Source organism: Streptomyces sp. NPDC031497, assembly GCF_055580905.1.
This window is the reverse complement of record NZ_JBVIKO010000024.1, coordinates 1-20,638: the sequence shown is the minus strand read 5'-3', so window position 1 is coordinate 20,638 and position 20,638 is coordinate 1. Positions and strand designations below refer to the sequence as shown.

The following is a 20,638-nucleotide window of genomic DNA, read 5'->3' as shown; positions in this document are numbered from 1 at the left end:
GGTCACGAGCCTATCGGCCCGCACCGACATCCTCGGCGGGCGGTTCGTCACACTCGGCCTGTCCGACAACTTGCCCGACAGCTTGTCCGACGATCAGCTTTTCCAGGGCGGCCCGGTCGGGCAGCCCCTCCGGTCGCTCGACCTCACCGCTGCGGACGTGCACGAACGCGGCCGTGACCGACTCGGGGGGCACGCCCTGCTGCTCGGCCCAGCCGATCCGGTAGATCGCGAGCTGGAGCGGGTCGGCGGCCCGGGTCCGGCTGGTCTTCCAGTCGACGATCTCGTACGTCGCCTCGTCGCCGTGCCCGGTCCGGTAGACGGCGTCGATCCGGCCCCGTACGACCCGGCCGGCGAGGGCGAGCTGGAAGGGTGCCTCCACGCGGTAGGGCGTGCGGTGGGCGTACTCGGTGCGCTCGAAGGCCTCTTTGAGGGCCTCGAGGTCGCGTTCGTCGGCGATCTCGGCGTCGCTTCCGGGCAGCTCGTCGGGCTCCAGCATGGGCAGGGTGAGCTCTTCGTAGCGCGCCTCGACCCAGGCGTGGAATCGGGTGCCCCGGCGTGCGGCCGGTTGTGGCGGGCGCGGCATGGGGCGTGCGAGTTCCTGTGCGAGCCCGTCCGGGTCCTCGGCGAGCCGCATCAGCTGGGTGGCGGAGAGCGCGGCGGGCAGGGGCACGTCGGTGACGCTGCGGCGGGCGCGCAGCAGCTCGCCGGTGAGGGCGTCGAGGTCGCGGTCCCAGGAGGCGATGGCGCGGGCCTCCTCGGGGGTGACGCGGCCCTCCTCGGGGGTGCGAGGGGCGCGCGCTTGCTCGGATTGCGCCTCGCGCGCGTGCCCGGGTTCTGGGACGCGTGCGTGCTCCGGCGTGTGCGGGGGCGTGCGCTCGGCGGGTGTGGCCTGGTGGGGGACCGTGGGGCGGTCGGCGCTCAGGGATTCCCAGTCGGCGGGGTCCTCGTCCGGGAGGTCGTCCTCGTAGGGGTCGGGTTCCTCGTCGTCGGGCGGCGGGGGCCATTCCGGGTCCTCGTGGGCGGCGGGGTCGTGACCGGCCGCGGGGTGGCCGTCCTCTGTCGTGAGCGCGTCCAGGTGGGCGAGGACGGTCTCGGCGGCCGCGCGGCGGCGGGCCAGGGCGGCCTCGTCGAGGGGCAGCGGCCACACCTGGTCGACGCTCGACGTGTGCAGGGCCGGGTTCTCCTCGTCCTCCTCCGGTTGCTCGGCCCAGGCCTCGATCTCGCCGTGTCCGGTGGCGCAGTGGTCGTACAGGGCCTGGAGGAAGTCGGAGGGACCGCGCGGTTTCTTCTGGCTGGGGCCCCACCAGTGGCCGGAGCCGAGGAGCAGGGAGCGGGGCCGGGTGAAGGTGACGTAGCCGAGGCGGAGCTCCTCGGTGTGCTGATGGTCCTTCATGGCCTCGTGGAAGGCCTTCATGCCCCGCGAGTCCCAGCTCTCGACGTCGGGCAGGGTGTCGGAGTCGCCGCGCAGGGCGTGCGGGAGCACCTTGGCCTGGGCGGTCCACTTCTCGCGCCCCTGGCTGCTCGGGAAGGTGCCCTTGACCAGGCCGGGGACGACGACGACATCCCATTCCAGGCCCTTGGACCTGTGCGCGGTCAGCACCTTGACGGTGTTCTCACCGCCGGGCAGGGCGTTGTCCAGGCCCTTCTCGTACTGGGCGGCGGTGCGCAGGAAGCCGAGGAAGGCGAGGAGGGTCGCCTCCTGGTCGCCGGCCGCGAAGGAGGCGGCGACGTCGAGGAAGTTGGAGAGCGTCTCGCGGCGGCGGGCGGCCAGCGCGTGCGGGGACGCGGACAGTTCCACCTCCAGGCCGGTGACCGCGAGGACGCGGTGCAGGACGTCCATCAGCGGGTCGGACAGGGAGCGGCGCAGCTCGCGCAGTTCGGTCGCCAGGCGGGCGAAGCGCACGCGCGCGTCCGGCGAGAACGGCAGGCCGTCGTCCTGCTGCTGGGTGTCGAGCGGCAGCTCCAGGAAGGTGTCCAGGGCGTCCGCGAGCGATATCACCTCGGCCGGGTCGACCCCCTCGACGGCCTCGGCGAGCCTGCGGTCCGGGTCGTCGGCGTCGCCCACGCGCGCGTGGGACACCAGCAGCCGGGCGCGGCGGCCGAGGAGGGCGAGGTCGCGGGGGCCGATGCGCCAGCGCGGGCCGGTCAGCAGCCGGACCAGGGAGGCGTTGGCGCCCGGGTCCTGGAGGACCTCGCAGACGGCGACGAGATCGGCCACCTCCGGCAGGTGCAGCAGCCCGGAGAGGCCGACCACCTCGACGGGGACGTCCCGCGCGACGAGGGCGCCCTGGATCTCCGCGAAGTCGGTCGCCGTACGGCACAGGACCGCGATCTCGCCGGGTGCCGTGCCGGTGCGGACGAGGTGGGCGACGGAGTCGGCGATCCAGTCCATCTCGTCGGCGTGGGTGCGCAACAGGGCGCAGCGGACCGTGCCCTCGAGTTCGGCGCCCGGGGCCGGGCGCAGGGCCGCCACGCCCGCGTGCATGGCGCGCAGCGGCTCGGCGAGGCCGTTGGCGAGGTCGAGGAGGCGGCCGCCGCTGCGGCGGTTCTCGCTGAGCGCCTGGCGGGTGGCGGGGCTTCCGTCGGCCTGCGCGAAGTGCTCGGGGAAGTCGTCCAGGTTGGCGACGGAGGCACCGCGCCAGCCGTAGATGGCCTGGCAGGGGTCGCCGACGGCGGTCACGGGGTGGCCGGTGCCGCCGCCGAACAGACCCGCCAGGAGCACCCGCTGGGCCACCGAGGTGTCCTGGTACTCGTCGAGGAGTACGACCCGGAACTCCTCGCGCAGCAGCCGGCCCACCTCGGGGATGCCGGCCAGCGCGGCGGACAGCGCGATCTGGTCGCCGAAGTCGAGCAGGTCCCGCTCGCGCTTGGCGCTCCGGTAACGGACGACGAGTCCGGCCAGTTCGCGGCGGGCGGCGGCCGTCTCGGGGACCTTGCGCAGGTCGGCGTTGCCGAGCTTGACGGCCGCGAGGGTGTTCAGCAGTCCGGCGTCCCAGGCCCTGAGGTCCTCGGGGCCGACGAGGTGTTCGGCGAGCTCGGAGTCGAGGGTGAGCAGGTCGCCGACCAGGTCGGCGAAGGAGCGGGTGAGGGCCGGATAGGGGCCGGGGGCCTCGCGCAGCACGCGCGCGGCGAGCTGGAAGCGGGTGGCGTCGGCGAGCAGCCGGGAGGACGGCTCCAGGCCGATGCGCAGGCCGTGGTCGGTCAGCAGGCGGCCGGCGAAAGCGTGGTACGTCGAGATGACCGGCTCGCCGGGCGGGTTGTCCGGGTCGATGACTTCGGGGTCGGTGACGCCCGCCCTGACGAGTGCCTTGCGGACGCGTTCGGCGAGCTCGCCGGCCGCCTTGTTGGTGAAGGTCAGCCCGAGGACCTGCTCGGGGGCCACCTGTCCGGTACCGACCAGCCAGACCACGCGGGCCGCCATCACCGTCGTCTTGCCCGAACCGGCTCCGGCCACGATCACCTGCGGGGCGGGCGGCGCGATGATGCAGGCCGTCTGCTCCGGGGTGAACGGGATGCCGAGGAGCTCTTTGAGCTGCTCGGGGTCGGTGATGCGGGCGGGCATGCCGTCGAGGCTAACGGTGACCACTGACAACGGTGGGACGGGCGTCGTACGTCACTCGACCACGTGACGTCCCTCAGGCCGCGCGCTGCACGATGCCCGGAAGGCGCAGTGCGTGCAGTGCTGGCCGGTGGTCGGCGTGAACCGTTCGTCGAGGACCTTGCCGGCGGCGGTGGCCAGCAGGTCGCCGACCCACTCGCCCTCCAGCGGCTCCTGGGCCTGCACCTTGGGCAGGGTCTCGCCGCCGTCGCGCTGGGCGGCGCCCTGCCGGAGGTGGACCAGTTCGGCGCCGCCGGCCTCCGGGCGTACGCCGTCGAAGGCGTCGTCCACGGCGCCCTCGCGGACCGCGAGCTGATAGACGGCGAGCTGCGGGTGCCGGGCCACCTCGGCGGCACTGGGCGCCTGCTTGCCGGTCTTGAAGTCGACGACGTAGGCGCGGCCCTCGCCGTCCGTCTCCACGCGGTCCATCTGGCCGCGGATGCGCACCTCGTAGTCGCCCGCTTCGAGGCTGACGTCGAAGTCCTGCTCGCTGGCCACGGGGGTGCGTGCGGTGCGGTCCAGGACGTGCCACTTCAGGAAGCGTTCGAGCGCCACGCGCGCGTTGTCCTTCTCCTGGGCCGACTTCCAGGGGGCGTCGAAGGCGAGCGCGTTCCACACCGACTCCAGGCGCTCCATGAGGACCGCGAGGTCGGCGGGGGTGCGTCCGGAGGCGACCTCGTCGGCCAGGACGTGCACGACGTTGCCGAAGCCCTGGGCGGTGGTGGCAGGCGCGTCGGCCTTCACCTCGCGGCCCAGGAACCACTGCAGGCTGCAGGTGTTGGCCAGCTGGTCGAGGGCGCTGCCGGAGAGCACGACGGGCTGGTCGCGGTCGCGCAGCGGCACCTTGCTCTCGGTCGGCTCGAACATGCCCCACCAGCGGTAGGGGTGGGCGGAGGGCACCAGGGGGCGGCCGTCCTCGTCGGCGAGCGCGGCCAGCCGGGCCAGCCGCCGGGCGGCGGCCTCCCGCAACGCCTCGGACGCGCGCGGGTCGACCGTGGTCGCGCGCAGCTCGGCGACCAGGGCGGCCACCGAGAGCGGGCGGCGGGGCCGTCCGGTGACGTCCTGGGGTTCGGCGCCCAGTTCGGTGAGGAACCGGGAGGGCTGGTCACCGTCGTCCGCGGGGGCCTTCACGGCGGTGACCACGAGGCGTTCACGCGCGCGCGTGGCGGCGACGTAGAACAGACGGCGCTCCTCCGCGAGGAGCGCGCCCGGGGTGAGCGGTTCGGCGAGTCCGTCGCGGCCGATGCGGTCGGCCTCCAGGAGCGAGCCGCGGCGGCGCAGGTCGGGCCACAGGCCCTCCTGGACGCCGGCGACGACGACCAGGCGCCACTCCAGGCCCTTGGAGCGGTGCGCGGTCAGCAGGCGGACGGCGTCGGGGCGTACCGCCCTCCCGGAGAGGGTGTCGGCGGCGATGTCCTCGGCCTCGATCTCCGCGAGGAAGTTCAGCGCGCCCCGGCCGCCACTGCGCTCCTCCGCGCGGGCGGCGGTGGCGAACAGCGCGCACACGGCGTCCAGGTCACGGTCCGCGTTGCGGCCCGCCGCGCCGCCGCGCCGGGCGGCGCGCTCCAGGCGTGAGGGCCAGGGCGTGCCGTTCCACAGGTCCCACAGCGCCTCCTCGGCCGTACCGCCGCCCGCCAGGCGCTCCCGGGCCTTCCTGAGCAGCGCGCCGAGCCGCTGCGCCCCACGCGCGTAGCCGGGGTCGTGGACGGCCAGGCGCTCGGGTTCGGCGAGGGCCCGCGCGAGCAGGTCGTCCGAGGGGGGCGGCAGGGCGTTGCCGGCCGCCCGCTCCTCGTCGCGCAGGGCGCGGCCGAGGCGGCGCAGGTCGGCTGCGTCCATGCCGGCGAGGGGCGAGGTGAGCAGGGTGAGCGCGGTCTCGGTACCGAGCCAGCAGGGGGCCGCCGCGGTGCCCTCGTCCCCGCCGGGGCCGGCCCCCTCTGTGCTCGCACCCGCACCGGGGTGTTCCGCTTCCGTCCCGGGGCCGGCCGATTCTGTGCTCACGCCCGCACCCGGGTGTGCCGCTTCCGCCTCCGCCACGGCCCGGAGCGCCGTCAGCAGGGGTGCCACCGCCGGTTCGTGGCGCAGCGGAACGTCGTCGCCGTCGATGTCCAGGGGGACGCCGGCCGCGGTGAGGGCGCGGCGGACCGTCGGGATGGTGCTGGACCCGGCGCGCACCAGGACGGCCATGTCGCTCCAGCGCACGCCGTCCTCCAGGTGCGCGCGTCGCAGGATGTCGGCGATGTTGTCCAGCTCGGTGCCGGGCGTCGGGTACGTGTAGACCTCGACGCCGCCGCCGTCCCGCGCGGCGGCCAACTCGCGGTGGGCACGCACCTTGTCGACGGGCAGCCGGGTCAGCGGCATCCGCTGGGTCAGCAGCCGGGTCGCGGCCAGCAGGCCGGCCCCGGAGCGGCGGGCCGTGCGCAGCACCTGCACCGGAGCGGGGCGGCCGTCCACGCGCGCGAAGGCCGACGGGAAATCCAGGATGCCGTTCACGTCGGCGCCGCGGAAGGTGTAGATCGACTGGTCCGGGTCGCCGAAGGCGACCAGCGTGCGGCCGCCGCCGGCCAGGGCGTCCAGCAGTCGCACCTGGGCGGGGTCGGTGTCCTGGTACTCGTCGACGTACACGGCGTCGTAGCGGCCGGCCAGGTCCAGGGCGACCTCGGGGCGCTGCGTGAGCAGTACCGCGCGGTGGACGAGTTCGGCGTAGTCGAGGACGCCCTGGAGGTCGAGGACGTCGAGGTACTCGGCGAGGAAGGCGGCCGCAGCCCGCCAGTCGGGCCGCCCGATACGGCGGGCGAAGGCGTCCAGGGCGGCCGGGTCCAGGCCCAGTTCACGGCTGCGGGCGAGGACCGCGCGGACCTCGTCGGCGAAGCCCCGGGTGGTCAGGCAGGCGCGCAGTTCGTCCGGCCAGCGCACGTGGTTCAGCCCGAGCCGCTCCAGGTCGGGCTGGCCGGCCAGCAGCTCGCGGACGGTGACGTCCTGCTCGGGTCCGGACAGCAGCCGCAGCGGGTCGACGAACAGGCCGCTGTCCTGGTGGGCGCGGACCAGGGCGTAGCAGTACGAGTGGAAGGTGGTCGCCCGCGGTGCGCGGGCCGCGCCGACACGCAGGGCCATGCGGTCGCGCAGTTCGACGGCGGCCTTGCGGCTGAACGTCAGCACCAGGATCCGCTCGGGGTCCCCGCCGCGGGCGATCCGCGCGGCCACCGACTCCACGAGGGTGGTGGTCTTGCCGGTGCCGGGACCTGCGAGGACGAGCAGCGGGCCGGCCGCGTGGTCAACCACGGCGCGCTGTGCGGCGTCCAGACGAGGGGGATCCGCATCAGCCGGCGGGGTACGCACCAGTCGGTAAGCGCCACGGGTCCCCTGTCGCACCTGGAGGTGCGACAGGCGCCTGGTGGAGGAAGAGGAGCTCACGTGGTTCGCCGGTCCTGGTGGGTGTGCTGGTTGGCTCGCGGTCGCGCGGGCAGTGCGGTGGCCGTGGGGTGAGCGGGACACGCGCAGCCGACGCTACGCCGACGAACCGGGCGGAAGCAGAGCTTCCGCTTCTTCCCGTCCGTCTCGGGCGGCACTCGTGGCACGCGCACCCCACATCCCACGAACGTACGTCATGCCACGGACGTCCCCGGTGTCCCTCGAACGGACCACAGGTTCCCCCCGAGGGCCCCGGATGGCGGAAGCTGTCAGGTGTGAGCCCCCGTGTCCGTGCCGCCGTCCCACCGCGCCCGCCTCATGTCGAGCCGCGGCAGATGCCCCTCCGCGGCCCTGCTCGCCTCCTTCAGCGGAGTGCCCTCGGCCCGGTAGTGGTCCAAGGCGCCCAGCTCGTGCCCCGGCAGCAGCACCCCGTCGGCGCGCACCACACGCCACCACGGGACGGAGCCCCCGTACAGGGACATCACCCGCCCCACCTGGCGCGGCCCTCCCTCCTCCAGCCACTCCGCGACGTCGCCGTACGTCATCACGCGCCCGGGCGGGATCCGCTCGGCGACCTCCAGGACCCGCTCGGCGTACTCGGGCAGCTCGTCCGCGTACCCCTCTCGGATGTCCCCGGGATGGCTCTGCTCGCTCATTCGCCCCATCCTGCCGCACCCCACCGACAACCCGCTCGGTGCGCGTCAGGTCGCCGCCTCGCCCTCGGGCGGCGCTTGGGGCAGACTGTGCGCCCCCGCATCTGCACCCTGATGCCCTCGTGTGTCGGTGGGGCATGCCACCATCGTGCGGGCGGTGACTGGTGATACGAGATCAAGAAGAGACGACCGAGCAGCAGGGCGTGCACCCCGACGGAGCGGCGGGCACCTCTGACGCCGCCGCACGCCCGGACGCGGCGGAATCCGGCACCGTACCTTCGGAATCCGCGAGCGCGGAGGTCGTGGAACCGGACACCGGACACCCGCCCCCCGCCGTCGGTCCCGACGCCGCCCCCGACGCCTCCGAGGCGGAACACGTGCCGGACGAGATCCACACGGACGAGGTGGAGGGCGACGAACCGCTGCTCCCCGCGCGCGTGCACCGCCCCTCCGACCTCATGCGCCTCCTGGTCGGCGTGCTCGCCATCGCCCTGCTGCTCGGCATCGCCGCGTTCGCGCACGGCACCACCTCCGGGCTCGAACAGGACATCAACAAGGGCACCGGGCAGGCCCCCGACCTGCTGATCAAGATCGCGGGGCTGGCCTCCAGCATCGCGATCCTGCTGGTGCCGGTCGCGTTCGCGATCGAGCGCCTCATCAAGCGGGACGGGCTGCGCATCGCCGACGGCGTGCTCGCGGCCGTCCTCGCCCACGGCGTGACCCTCGCCACCGACCTGTGGGTCGCCCGGGCCGCCCCGGGCTCCATCCAGGAGGCGCTCACCCAGCCCTCCCCCGGTGACATCCACGCCCTCACCGACCCGGTGCACGGCTATCTCGCGCCCGTCATCGCCTATATGACGGCCGTCGGCATGTCCCGGCGGCCGAGATGGCGCGCGGTCCTGTGGATCGTGCTGATGCTCGACGCGTTCTCCATGCTCGTCACCGGCTACACGACACCGTTCTCGATCATCCTCACGGTGCTGATCGGCTGGACCGTCGCCTACGGCACGCTCTACGCGGTCGGCTCCCCCAACGTCCGCCCCACCGGCCGGACCCTGCTGGCGGGCCTCAGGCACGTCGGCTTCCACCCGGTCGGCGCGGCCCGCGAGGAGGCCCTGGACACCGAGAACGGCGACCGGGGCCGGCGCTACTTCGTCACCCTGGAGGACGGCCCGCCGCTGGACGTCACGGTCGTCGACCGGGAACAGCAGGCCCAGGGCTTCTTCTACCGCGCCTGGCGCAACCTGACACTGCGCGGCTTCGCCACCCGCTCCAGCCTCCAGTCGCTGCGCCAGGCCCTGGAGCAGGAGGCGCTGCTGGCGTACGCGGCGATCGCGGCCGGTGCCAACGCGCCCAAGCTGATCGCCACCTCCGAGCTGGGCCCGGACGCCGTGATGCTCGTCTACGAGCACACCGGCGGCCGCACCCTCGACTCGCTGGCCGACGAGGAGATCACCGACGAACTGCTGCGCAACACCTGGCACCAGGTGCAGGCACTGCAGTCGCGCCGGATCGCGCACCGCAGACTCGCGGGTGACGCCATCCTGGTGGATCGTTCCGGCACGGTGATCCTCACGGACCTGCGCGGCGGCGAGATCGCGGCCGGCGAGCTGCTGCTGCGCATGGACGTCGCCCAGCTCGTCACCACGCTCGGTCTGCGGGTCGGCGCCGAGCGGGCGGTGGCATCGGCGGTCGGCGTCCTCGGGCCCGACACCGTCGCCGACTGCCTGCCGATGCTCCAGCCGATCGCGCTCACCCGCTCCACGCGCGCGACGCTGCGAAGACTGGCCAGAGAGCGCGCCGAGCGCGAACGCGACGCGGTCCTGGAGGCGTCCCGGCAGGCCAAGCAGGCCCGCGCGGAGGAAGCCGAAAAGCCCGACAAGAAGACGGTGCGCGCCGAGCAGCGGGCCGAGAAGCGGGCCCTGGACGACGCGCTGGAAGAGGCCCGCGAAGAGGACCTGCTCACCCAGATCCGGCACCAGGTGCTGAAGATCAGGCCGCAGGCGCCCGTCGAGCCGGCCCGCCTGGAGCGCGTGCGGCCGCGCACGCTGATCAGCCTCATCGCCGGCGCGATCGGCGCGTACTACCTGCTGACCCAGCTCACCCACATCGAGTTCGGCCCCCTGGTCGCGAACGCCCAGTGGGGCTGGGTGATCGCCGCGGTGCTGTTCTCGGCGGTCAGCTACGTCGCCGCCGCGATGGCGCTGCTCGGGTTCGTGCCCGAGCGGGTGCCGTTCGTGCGGACCGTGGCGGCGCAGGTCGCCGGGTCGTTCGTGAAGATCGTGGCGCCCGCGGCGGTCGGCGGTGTCGCCCTCAACACCCGCTTCCTGCAGCGCGCCGGTGTGCGCCCCGGCCTCGCGGTGGCGAGTGTCGGCGCCTCGCAGTTGTTCGGCCTCGGCTGTCACATCCTGATGCTGCTCTCCTTCGGCTACCTGACCGGCACCGAGAAGACCCCGTCGCTGTCGCCGTCCCGCACCGTCATCGCGGGCCTGCTGACCGTCGCGGTCCTGGTCCTCGTGGTGACCTCGGTGCCGTTCCTGCGGAAATTCGTCTCCACGCGCGTGCGGTCGCTTTTCGCGGGCGTCGTACCGCGCATGCTGGACGTGCTGCAGCGGCCGCAGAAGCTAGTCACCGGCATCGGCGGCATGCTGCTGCTGACCGCCTGCTTCGTGATGTGCCTGGACGCCTCCATCCGGGCGTTCGGCAACGAGGGCTCCTCGCTCAGCATCGCCAGTGTCGCCGTCGTCTTCCTCGCCGGAAACGCGCTCGGCTCCGCGGCGCCGACCCCGGGCGGTGTCGGCGCGGTCGAGGCGACCCTGACCGTCGGCCTGATCGCCGTCGGCCTCCCCAAGGAGGTCGCCGCCCCCGCCGTCCTGCTGTACCGGCTGCTGACCCTGTGGCTGCCGGTCCTGCCCGGCTGGCTGGCCTTCAACCACCTGTCCCGCAAGGGAGCGCTCTAGCCACGGCGCCGGAGCCGAGGGCGCGAGGCGCTCCGGCTCGTACGGGACGCGCCACGGCCGTACCGGGGCCGTACCTCGTACGGCTCGCGCCCCGCGCGCGTGGCCGCGCGCGACCCCAGGATGGGAGCATGCCGAACCCCTTCCGGATCCCTGTCGCCGCCCTGACCGCCGCTCTGGCGCTGTCCTGTCTGCTGACCGGGTGCAGCGACAGCGCCGCCAAGGACGGGGATCTGGCGGCACAGAAGCTGGACTGGAAGGCCTGCCCGGCCCCCGACGAGGCCGAGGGCGGCGGCGACACCCCCTCGCCCCTGCCCGGTGGCGGCGCCTGGCAGTGCGCCACCATGAAGGCGCCGCTGGACTGGTCGAAGCCGAAGGGCGCCACCATCGGCCTGGCGCTGATCCGGGCCAAGGCCAGCGGCGAGGCGAGCAAACGGATCGGCTCCCTGATCTTCAACTTCGGCGGGCCGGGCGGCAGCGGGATCACCACACTCCCCGCGTTCGCCGAGGACTACGCGGCCCTGCGCACCCGCTACGACCTCGTCAGCTTCGACCCGCGCGGAGTCGGCCGCAGCGACCCCGTCGAGTGCGAGAACGACGAACAGCTCGACAACTACTTCCAGCAGGACGGGACACCCGAGACCAGCACCGAACGCACCCAGCTGATCAACCGCACCAAGCAGTTCAACGCGGCCTGCGAGAAGAACTCCAAGTCGATCCTGCCGCATGTGCGCACCACCGACGCGGCCCGCGACATGGACCTCATGCGCCAGGTCCTCGGCGACCGGCAACTGCACTACTTCGGCATCTCCTACGGCACCGAACTCGGCGGCGTCTACGCCCACCTGTTCCCGAAGAACGTGGGCCGGGCCGTCCTCGACGGCGTCATCGACCCCACCCAGAATCCCGAGCAGAGCTCGCTGGGGCAGGCCAAGGGCTTCCAGCTCGCGCTCGACAACTTCGCCGAGGACTGCACGTCCAAGAAGACCGAGTGCCCGATCGGCGACACCCCGCAGGACGTGAAGGACCGTATCGCCAAGCTCCTCGCGGACCTCGACAAGAAGCCGATCCCCGGCATCCTCCCCCGCCAGCTGACCGAGACCGCCGCCACCAACGGCATCGCCCAGTCCCTGTACTCCAAGGACTTCTGGGAGTACCTCACCGAGGGGCTCGAAGAGGCGTACGACGGCGACGGGAAGATCCTGATGCTGCTGTCCGACTCGATGAACGGCCGCAGCCAGAACGGCGAGTACAGCAACATCATGGCGGCGAACATCGCCATCAACTGCGCCGACGAGAAGCCTCGGTACAGCGCCGACTACGTCCAGCGGAAACTGCCCGAATTCCGCGCCGCGTCTCCGCTGTTCGGCGACTACCTCGCGTGGGGCATGGTCAGTTGCACGAGCTGGGCGGTGCCGGGCGCCGCCGACCATCCCGACGTCAGCGCGCCCGGGTCGGCGCCGATCCTGGTCGTGGGGAACACGGGCGATCCGGCCACGCCGTACGAGGGGGCGAAGAAGATGGTGGAGTCGCTGGGGAAGGGCGTCGGGGTGGAGCTGACGTACCGGGGGCAGGGGCACGGGGCCTACGACAGCAAGAACAAGTGCGTGCAGTCGGACGTGAACGGCTACTTGCTGGAGGGGAGGGTACCGAAGGCCGGCACGGTCTGTTCGTGAGCGGGGCGAGTTAAGAAACCGCAGGTCAAAAGGTTATCCACAGGCCGCAACAGCCTTCGCTCGATCCGCCTACTATGACCTGACCGCTTTCCGCGACGAACCTGCGGAGAGCCTGTGTGGGGGGTGTGCGCGCATGTTGCGTTCTGTACGGTGGGCGGCCGCTGTTGCCGCCGGATTGCTGGTGGCCGGGTGCGGTGGCGGGTCCTCCGGCGGGGGCGGGGACGAAGGGAAGACACGGTCCGAACAGCCCTCGCCCTCTTCCACCGCCGCTGCCGCTCTGCCCGCCTCCCTCACCTCCCAGAAGCTCGACTGGGGCCGCTGCAAAGGCACTTCGGACTCCGTGGCGCCCGGTGCCGAGTGGCGGTGCGCGACGCTCAAGGTGCCGCTGGACTGGGCGAAGCCGGACGGGAAGACCATAGGGCTGGCGCTGATCCGGGCGCAGGCGAGCGGGGGTTCGGGCAAGCGGATCGGCTCGTTGTTGTTCAACTTCGGCGGCCCGGGTGGCTCGGGCGTCTCGAGGATGCCGTACTACGCCACCACCGCCTCCGCCCTGCGCGAGCGGTACGACCTGGTGAGCTGGGATCCGCGTGGGGTGGGCGCCAGTGAGGGGATCCGCTGCCGCAGCGACAAGGACATGCGGTCCGCCGAGTCGATCGACGCCACCCCGGACACGGCGGCGGAGGAGACGGCGTACTTCCAGGACGCCGCCGCCTTCGGCAAGGGCTGCGAGACGGCGGCCGGCGAGCTGATCGCGCATGTCTCGACGACCGACACGGCCCGGGACATGGACCTGATGCGCCAGGTGCTCGGTGATACGAAGATGCACTACTTCGGTATCTCCTACGGCACCGAACTCGGGGGCGTCTACGCCCACCTGTTCCCGAAGAAGGTGGGGCGGCTGATCCTGGACGCGGTGGTCGACCCGGCCGCGGACTCGGTCGGCCATGCGAAGAACCAGGCCCAGGGTTTCCAGCGGGCGCTGGACGACTACCTCAAGTCCACCGGGCAGGACCCGGAGCAGGGTTCGCGGAAGATCGTGGACCTGCTGGAGAAGCTCGACAGCGAGCCGCTCACGACCTCCTCCGGGCGGAAGCTGACCCAGACCCTCGCGGTGACCGGCATCTTCCTGCCGCTGTACAGCCAGGACAGCTGGCCGACGCTGACCAGCGCGCTCCAGGCAGCCGAGGACGGCGACGGCTCGGAGCTGCTGTCGCTCGCGGACCAGTACAACGAACGTGACACCTCGGGGCACTACGGCACGGGCGCCCACTCCCAGCGGGTCATATCGTGCCTGGACGACAAGCAGCGGCCCTCGCTCGCCCAGACGAAGAGGCTGCTGCCCGAGTTCGAGAAGATCTCGCCCGTCTTCGGCGACTTCCTGGGCTGGGACACGGCCGGCTGGTGCCACGACTGGCCGGTGGCCGGGGAGTACGACACCCCGGAGGTGAGCGCCCCGGGCGCGGCCCCGATCCTGCTGGTGGGCAACACGGGCGACCCTGCGACCCCGTACGAGGGCGCCCGGAGAATGGCCGACGAACTGGGCAAGGGCGTCGGCGTCGAGCTGACCTGGAAGGGCGAGGGCCACAGCGCGTACGGCCGCGGGAGCGACTGCGTGGACTCGACGGTGAACGGCTATCTGCTGGACGGCACGGTCCCGAAGGACGGCAAGGTCTGCTCATGACGAAGGCGGGGGCTCCGGGCGCCTGCAGCACCCGAAGCCCCCGCCCGTCGCGGAGACTGCGCTCAGTAGACCGGCTTCTCCGGCTCGATCTGGTTGACCCAGCCGATCACGCCGCCGCCGACGTGAACGGCGTCCGCGAAGCCCGCGGACTTCAGGACCGCGAGGACTTCCGCACTGCGGACACCCGTCTTGCAGTGCAGGACGATCTTCTTGTCCTGGGGCAGGCCCTCCAGGGCGGTGCCGAGCAGGAACTCGTTCTTCGGGATCAGCTTGGCGCCCGGGATGGAGACGATCTCGTACTCGTTCGGCTCGCGGACGTCGATGATCTCGATGTTCTCGCCGTCGTCGATCCACTCCTTGAGCTGCTTGGGAGTGATCGTCGAGCCGGCCGCCGCCTGCTGGGCCTCCTCGGAGACGACGCCGCAGAAGGCCTCGTAGTCGATGAGCTCGGTGACGGTCGGGTTCTCGCCGCAGACCGCGCAGTTCGGGTCCTTGCGGACCTTGACCTGGCGGTACTGCATCTCCAGGGCGTCGTAGATCATCAGCCGGCCGACGAGGGGCTCACCGGTGCCGGTGAGGACCTTGATGGCCTCGGTGACCTGGATGGAGCCGATGGACGCGCACAGCACGCCCAGGACGCCGCCCTCGGCGCAGGAGGGGACCATGCCCGGCGGCGGGGGCTCCGGGTAGAGGCAGCGGTAGCAGGGGCCGTACTCGGACCAGAAGACCGAGGCCTGGCCGTCGAAGCGGTAGATCGAACCCCAGACGTACGGCTTGTTGAGCAGCACGCAGGCGTCGTTGACCAGGTAGCGGGTGGCGAAGTTGTCCGTGCCGTCGACGATCAGGTCGTACTGGCTGAAGATGTCCATCACGTTCTCGGCCTCGAGCCGCTCTTCGTGAAGGACCACGTTCACGTACGGGTTGATGCCGAGGACGGAGTCACGGGCGGACTCGGCCTTGGAACGGCCGATGTCGGCCTGGCTGTGGATGATCTGGCGCTGCAGGTTCGACTCGTCGACCTCGTCGAACTCCACGATGCCGAGGGTGCCGACACCGGCCGCGGCGAGGTACATCAGCGCCGGCGAACCCAGGCCGCCGGCGCCCACACAGAGCACCTTGGCGTTCTTCAGCCGCTTCTGCCCGTCCATCCCGACGTCGGGGATGATCAGGTGGCGGGAGTACCTGCGAACCTCGTCTACGGTGAGCTCAGAGGCTGGCTCGACCAGGGGTGGCAGCGACACGGGGACTCCGTTGGTCGGTCAATCACTACAGATGTTCTCCCTGTAACACTGCCATGGCCATCTTCATTCCGAGACACCTGTCCCGACCCGCGAGACGATGTCGTCCCAGTAGCCGGGCATGTTCTCCCAGGGATCCGCGCGGCCGCCCTGATCCGTGCGGTCGGTGAAGTAGATGGTGGCGGCGCCCTGCCAGCGGGCGATGCGCAGTGCCTCGTCGAGGTGGCCGCGGGGCACGCCGTGCACGAAGTGGCAGAAGTGGTCCGGCGGATAGTCCGCGGTCCACTCGGCGACGTGGGACCAGCGGTAGTCGCTCCAGGTACCGGCGAAGGTCACCAGTTGGTCGGCGTTCTCGGCGTAGCCCGGGTGGGGGTGGGTGCCGTGGCCGAGGACGATGTGGGGAGCGTCACCGATGGTGCGCAGCCTGGCGACCGCACGGCGGATGTCGGGCAGCGCGGTGCGCTCGCCCGGGCAGCGGTCCAGCAGGAAGCCGTCGACGCGGTACCAGTCGTGATAGCGGCGGGCGTCGGAGAGCAGGTCACCGTGGGGGCGGGCGCCGTAGGTGGTGTCCAGGTGACCGAGGACGCGGACGCCCGCGTTGCGGAGCCGGCCGGCGGCCTCCAGGCAGTGCGGGTCGGGGCGGCTGCCGGGGCCGTTCGCCACGTTGAGGACGACCCAGTGCAGAGGGGTGCCCGGGCGCGTGAGTTCGGCCCACTGCGCCGGGGCGAGGAGGGGGTGGGCGTAGCCCGGGATGCCGAAGGCGGTGCGGACGCCGGTGGTCGCGGCGCCCGCCCTGGTACTGGTCAGATGCGGCATGCCGCCTCCATCCAGATGTCCGCGAGGGATTCTTCGAGATTGATACGGGGCCGCCAGCCGAGCCGGTCGCGGGCGCAGCGCACGTCCGCCTGCTGCCAGCTGCCGCAGCCGTCCGGGTACGGGTACGCGACCGGGGCCGCGTGGTCGGGGTCCAGGCGGGGGTGGCCGATGGGGCTGCGCAGCGGGCCGGGCGGGCCGTCGAGTTCGTGCAGGGCGCCGCCGTATCCGGCGACCCGGGCGAGGACGGCGGCGGCGTCGCGCAGCCGGACGGCGCGGCCGGAGCCGATGTTGATGACGCCCTGGGCGGCGGAGAGCGAGGCCGCGTGGACGGCGCGGGCGACGTCGCGTACGTCGACGAAGTCGCGCTGGACGCCGAGGCCGCCGAGTTTGAGTTCGCCGTCGCCGGACTGCATGGCGCGGCGCATGGCTTCGGCGAGGCGGCCGAGCGGGGAGCCGGCCGGGGTGCCGGGCCCGGCGGGCGAGAAGACGCGCAGGACGACGGCGTCCAGGCCGGAGCCGAGGACCAGTTCGGTGGCGGCGAGCTTGCTGACGCCGTACGGGCCGCCGGGGCGCGGTACGGCGTCCTCGGCCGTGGAGGAGCCGGGCTGGCTCGGGCCGTACTCGGCGCTGCAGCCGATCTGCACGAGGCGGGCGCCGCAGCCGCTGCGGCGCAGGGCCTCGCAGATGGTGGCGACGGCGACGGTGTTGTGCCGGGTGAGTTCCCTGGCACCGCCGCGGGTGGCGCCGGCGCAGTTCACGATGACGCCCGGGTGGACCGCGTCGAGGAAGCGGGTGAGCGCACCGGGGCTGCCGGTGGCGAGGTCGAAGCGGACGTCGGCGTCGTCACCGCGGCCGAGCGCGGTGAGCTGGACGGCCGGGTCGGCGAGCAGCCGGTCGGCGACGAAGCGGCCGAGGTATCCGTTGGCTCCGATCAGCAGAACCCTCATCGCGTGGCTCCCGGGGTGTGCGCTCCGGCGACTCCGGTGGTTCCGGACGCTCCGGGTCCGGGTCGGGAGGTGGTCATCTGGTGGTCTCCTTCAAGGGGTGGTGCGGTTGCCTCCGGCGGGGTGCCGGGCGCCTGCCGCCGCGACGGCACGGTGAGGCAGGCGAAGAGAACGGCGGCTCTGCTCACTCCGGGTCCTCCGTGGGCGCGTGGGCCGAGGCACGGGTGAGGGTGCGGGTCGCCTGGAACAGCAGCGCCAGGGCCGCGGTGCCGCAGACGAGTGCCGGGACGCTGCCCGCGCCCCACGCGCCGGCCAGGGCGTCGACGGGGGCCGCGAGGAAGGCGCAGCCGGGCAGCCGGCCGGCCAGGACCAGCCCCACGGCGGCCGCCTCGGTGGCGGCGGCGAGGGCGAGAGTGGGGCCCTGCGGCACGTTGTGGACGGTGAGGAGGCGGGCGAGCAGGAGCACGGCGCCGAGGGTGAGGGCCTCCGGGTAGCCGGCGGGTTCGCCCAGGGCGGCGCCGCACAGGGCGAGCAGGGCGGTGAGGACGCCCAGGTAGAGGGCGAACGTGCCGAGCAGGAGCGGCTGTACGGCCCCGGCGAACTCCTCCAGGCCCCGGCTGCCCGTGAGCCTGCGACGGGCGCCCGCCGTGAAGAGATGGGCACTCCAGGCCGCCGGGGCGCAGGCCAGGGTGAGAGCGAGGACGGGTGCGGTGGTCACCGGCCAGGGGCCGTGCGCGGCGCCGGTCGGAAGGCCGTCGGGGCCGCCGTCCAGGACGGCGCGCAGGAGGCCGTTGCCGAGAAGGGCGTAGGCGAGGAGCCAGCAGGTCCACGCGCGCGTGCCGGTCAGGGTGTGCCGGGCGAGGGTACCGGCGGGCACGGCCAGGGGGCCGCGGCGCAGGGCCAGGCCGGCGGCCAGGGCGAGGGCGAGCGCGCCGGCGGCCGCCGTCAGGAGGCGCGGGCGCCCCTCGGTGAGCCGTACGCCGGTCACGACCGCCACGCCGACCGCGCCAGGCAGGAGCGTGAGCAGCGCCCGGTCGGCGCGCACGCGGGGCGCGGGCGCCGGTTCCGGGCACGGACGCCGGTCGCCGTCGCGGGGCACGCGCGCGTAGAGCTCCTCGGCGAGTGAGAAGACGTCGCGGTGCCGGAAGCGGGCGGCGGTCCGGTCGGTGACGCCGTGGGCTTCGAGGCCCGCCGCGATCTCCAGTGGGTCGACGGCCTGCTCGCAGAGCGCGCGGTGGCGGTGCATCAGCGCTTTCACGGGGTCGGCGACGCCTCGGCGTGGGGTGGATCCGCAGCGGCCCGCGGTCTCCCGGGCAGTCCGCGTGGTGCCCCCGCCGGACACCGCGGCCGATCCAGGCGACCGGCTCCCGGACAGGGCGTCTGCCGAGCCGCCCTCCGCGATGCCCAGGAGCCATTCCTCCGACCGTGCGTCCCAGGCGTCGGCCCCACCGGGGCGCCCGGGCTGGTCAAGCTCTCCCGGACCGCCGTTCACGGCGTCGTCCTCGTCGCCGTTCACAGGGCGCCCTCCGTGGCCGCGAGCGGCGTGCCCCGTACCGGGGTCGGCCCGGCGGGGGCGCCCAGGGCCCAGCCGGGCCCGCCCCGGCTCACGACGCGGGCCGTGGGGCCGGTCCAGCGGCCGGGGACGTGGGCCTCGGCCGGAGCCGCGAACGGCAGCGGCTCCCCGGCCTCGTCGAGGACGACCCGGCGCACCGGGCAGTGCGAGACGATCTCCAGGTAAATGCCGTGAAATGCCGCGATGTTCTGCTCGACGGTGAACAGTTCGAGCGCCCGGGCGCGTGCGGCGGCTCCGAGGCGCTCACGGCGCTCGGGGTCGCGCAGCAGCGCCACGCACGCCTCCGCAAGCGCCCGCGGGTTGCGCGGGGGTACGACGAGACCGGTGCCGCCGATGGCCTCCACCACGGCGCCGACGTCGGTGGAGACGGTCGCGCGGGCGCAGAGCATCGCCTCGACCAGGCCGACCGGGAAGCCCTCGACGACGCTGGAGAGGACGACGACCGATCCGGACGCGTAGGCGTCGGCGAGGGTCGGCGCCTCCGGGCCGCCGATCTCCTCGAAGGCGACCGGGTTGTCGCCGACGGCGTGCACCCCGTCGGCCTCGTCGGGGAAGAGCTGGGCGGCGAGCGCCTTGCAGTGGCCCAGGTAGGCCCGGCCCTCCGGTCCCGTCGGGGCGCCCACGACCCGCAGCCGCGCCTTGGGCTCCTCCTTGCGGACCTCCGCGAAGGCGTGCAGCAGCGACACCAGGTCCTTGGACGGCTCTGTCCGGCCGACCCACACCAGCGTGTCCAGGTCGGCCCGGTCCGGTGCCTCGCCGACCTCGGCGAAGCGGCCGGCCTCCATGCCGGGGTGGACGGTGCGGATGCGGGAGCGCTCGGCGCCGCAGCGTTCCTGCCAGCGGCGGGCGTGGGCGTTGCCGGGGGTGATGATCGCGGCGCGGCCGTAGACCTCGGCGGCCAGCCGACCGTGGAAGGCGGCGAGCAGGGCGCGCACGGCCGGGGTGGCCGCGTCGGGGCCGGAGGCGAGGTAGTGCGAGCGCAGTTGCACGCCGTACTCGGTGACCAGCAGCGGAACGTCGGAGAAGTGGCGGGCGAGCAGGCCCGGCAGGGCGGCCGGGCCGCCGGCGGTGGCGTGGCAGAGGTCGGCGGCGCCGAGGCCGTCGTCGCCGTACCAGTCGAGCGAGAGGGGGCGCAGAGCGCGTTCGAGGTGCGCGGCGACGGCGAGCAGATCCGGCACGCGCGCCTCGCGCGCCGTACCGAGTGCGCCGGGTGCGCGGCAGGCACGCTCCAGCGTGCGCACGGCGCTGTCGGAGCGCAGTGCGCCGACCAGTCCGCCTTCGTCACGGGCGAGTTCGGCGAGTCCGTAGAGCGCGCTGCCGAAACGGTCCGCCAGATGACCGGGTCCCGCACCGGAGCCGTCCGCACCGTTTGCGCCGTCCGGGCCCGGACCGGCCGGGCCGCCGATGCCCGGACCGGCGCACAGCACCCCCGCCAGTTCCCCGTAGCTCTCGACGAAGCGCCGGCGCGCGCGCCGGCCGTACGCGACCCCGTCCTCCTCGGCGGTCCACAAGGGAGCCGTCCGTACCCGGCTGATATGCGGCGGCAACGGCAGCCAGCCCTCGTCCTCCTGACGCCTGCTGCGGCTGAGCGCGTAGAGGTCGAACTCGTGCTGCCCGAGCCCGCGCACGAGCCGGTCGCACCAGAGTCTGGCGTCACCGCTCACATACGGATAGCCACCCTCCGTAAGCAGTCCGATGCGCACGTGTGCACCCCCGATCGATCTCCCGTATGGGGAGCCACCGTTGCCTCGGTGGCTCGCAGCGGGACGAACGTATGCGGACAAGGCGGTGGCGCGACGGACGGTTGTCCATCGCGCCACCAAAAGGGGTGAACGGTCGTAACTTTCCCGTGCGGTTCGCGTTCGGTCGCGCTAAGAGATCGATCGACAGCGAAACGTCACATCGGGATGCCCCTCGGGAGCTGCTGAAACGTCACGCCGACGCCAGTTCCCGCCGGGCGGGGGGGGGGGGGGGGGGGGGAGCGGGGGGGGGGGGGGGGGAGGGGGGGAGGGGGGGGGGGGGGGGGGGTTTGTGGGTTTTGGGGGGGGGGGGGGGGGGGGGGGGGGGGGGGGGGGGGGGGGGGGGGGGGGGGGG

Annotated in this window: 11 protein-coding genes; 3 read left to right on the top strand and 8 right to left on the bottom strand. The window is 73.4% G+C overall.

Annotated features, from left to right (window positions below; all coding sequences use genetic code 11):
• Window positions 1-10 precede the first annotated feature (10 nt).
• The 3 genes from ACZ5K7_RS36780 to ACZ5K7_RS36770 all read right to left on the bottom strand — a co-directional run bounded on the left by ACZ5K7_RS36780 (window position 11) and on the right by ACZ5K7_RS36770 (window position 7,662).
• Window positions 11-3,562 (bottom strand): UvrD-helicase domain-containing protein, encoded by a 3,552-nt coding sequence (locus ACZ5K7_RS36780; protein WP_468920780.1) that lies wholly within the window; start codon window positions 3,560-3,562, stop codon window positions 11-13.
• Window positions 3,563-3,613: 51 nt separating this feature from the next.
• The gene (locus ACZ5K7_RS36775) at window positions 3,614-7,009 is read right to left on the bottom strand and encodes an ATP-dependent helicase (protein ID WP_468920777.1); all 3,396 of its coding nucleotides are present in this window, start codon (window positions 7,007-7,009) and stop codon (window positions 3,614-3,616) included.
• 266 nt (window positions 7,010-7,275) lie between these two features.
• Entirely contained in the window at window positions 7,276-7,662 is a 387-nt protein-coding gene (locus tag ACZ5K7_RS36770; protein ID WP_351704801.1) for an MGMT family protein, read from the bottom strand.
• A 161-nt stretch (window positions 7,663-7,823) separates the two neighbouring features.
• Here ACZ5K7_RS36770 and ACZ5K7_RS36765 point away from each other — a divergent pair, with 161 nt between their 5' ends.
• The 3 genes from ACZ5K7_RS36765 to ACZ5K7_RS36755 all read left to right on the top strand — a co-directional run bounded on the left by ACZ5K7_RS36765 (window position 7,824) and on the right by ACZ5K7_RS36755 (window position 13,973).
• Window positions 7,824-10,619, top strand: a complete 2,796-nt coding sequence (locus ACZ5K7_RS36765; RefSeq protein ID WP_468920773.1) for a lysylphosphatidylglycerol synthase domain-containing protein — start codon at window positions 7,824-7,826, stop codon at window positions 10,617-10,619.
• 128 nt (window positions 10,620-10,747) lie between these two features.
• Window positions 10,748-12,292, top strand: coding sequence for an alpha/beta hydrolase (locus ACZ5K7_RS36760; RefSeq protein WP_468920770.1), 1,545 nt, complete (start codon window positions 10,748-10,750; stop codon window positions 12,290-12,292).
• 133 nt (window positions 12,293-12,425) lie between these two features.
• Window positions 12,426-13,973, top strand: coding sequence for an alpha/beta hydrolase (locus ACZ5K7_RS36755; RefSeq protein WP_468920767.1), 1,548 nt, complete (start codon window positions 12,426-12,428; stop codon window positions 13,971-13,973).
• 62 nt (window positions 13,974-14,035) lie between these two features.
• On the opposite strand, the gene moeZ is transcribed toward ACZ5K7_RS36755, so the two are convergent.
• The 5 genes from moeZ to ACZ5K7_RS36730 form a co-directional block, all read right to left on the bottom strand.
• Window positions 14,036-15,214: an adenylyltransferase/sulfurtransferase MoeZ gene (moeZ, locus tag ACZ5K7_RS36750; protein WP_351704789.1), complete on the bottom strand. Its 1,179-nt coding sequence runs from the start codon at window positions 15,212-15,214 to the stop codon at window positions 14,036-14,038.
• Window positions 15,215-15,277: 63 nt separating this feature from the next.
• Window positions 15,278-16,027, bottom strand: a complete 750-nt coding sequence (locus ACZ5K7_RS36745) for a spherulation-specific family 4 protein (protein WP_468920764.1) — start codon at window positions 16,025-16,027, stop codon at window positions 15,278-15,280.
• Window positions 16,015-16,974 carry an NAD-dependent epimerase/dehydratase family protein gene (locus ACZ5K7_RS36740; RefSeq protein WP_351704783.1) on the bottom strand — a complete coding sequence of 320 codons (960 nt, stop codon included), beginning with the start codon at window positions 16,972-16,974 and terminating at the stop codon, window positions 16,015-16,017. The genes ACZ5K7_RS36745 and ACZ5K7_RS36740 overlap by 13 nt, the downstream gene beginning before the upstream one ends.
• A 181-nt stretch (window positions 16,975-17,155) precedes the next feature.
• Window positions 17,156-18,229: a hypothetical protein gene (locus ACZ5K7_RS36735; protein ID WP_468920950.1), complete on the bottom strand. Its 1,074-nt coding sequence runs from the start codon at window positions 18,227-18,229 to the stop codon at window positions 17,156-17,158.
• 254 nt (window positions 18,230-18,483) lie between these two features.
• Window positions 18,484-20,247, bottom strand: a complete 1,764-nt coding sequence (locus ACZ5K7_RS36730) for a DUF3492 domain-containing protein (protein ID WP_450972681.1) — start codon at window positions 20,245-20,247, stop codon at window positions 18,484-18,486.
• Window positions 20,248-20,638 lie beyond the last annotated feature (391 nt).

Bases quoted from the DNA above. Each gene is read 5' to 3' on its own strand.
- ACZ5K7_RS36780 (WP_468920780.1), bottom strand. From the start codon at position 3,562: ATGCCCGCCCGCATCACCGACCCCGAGCAGCTCAAAGAGCTCCTCGGC.
- ACZ5K7_RS36770 (WP_351704801.1), bottom strand. From the start codon at position 7,662: ATGAGCGAGCAGAGCCATCCCGGGGACATCCGAGAGGGGTACGCGGAC.
- ACZ5K7_RS36760 (WP_468920770.1), top strand. From the start codon at position 10,748: ATGCCGAACCCCTTCCGGATCCCTGTCGCCGCCCTGACCGCCGCTCTG.
- ACZ5K7_RS36755 (WP_468920767.1), top strand. From the start codon at position 12,426: ATGTTGCGTTCTGTACGGTGGGCGGCCGCTGTTGCCGCCGGATTGCTG.
- ACZ5K7_RS36745 (WP_468920764.1), bottom strand. From the start codon at position 16,027: ATGCCGCATCTGACCAGTACCAGGGCGGGCGCCGCGACCACCGGCGTC.
- ACZ5K7_RS36740 (WP_351704783.1), bottom strand. From the start codon at position 16,974: ATGAGGGTTCTGCTGATCGGAGCCAACGGATACCTCGGCCGCTTCGTC.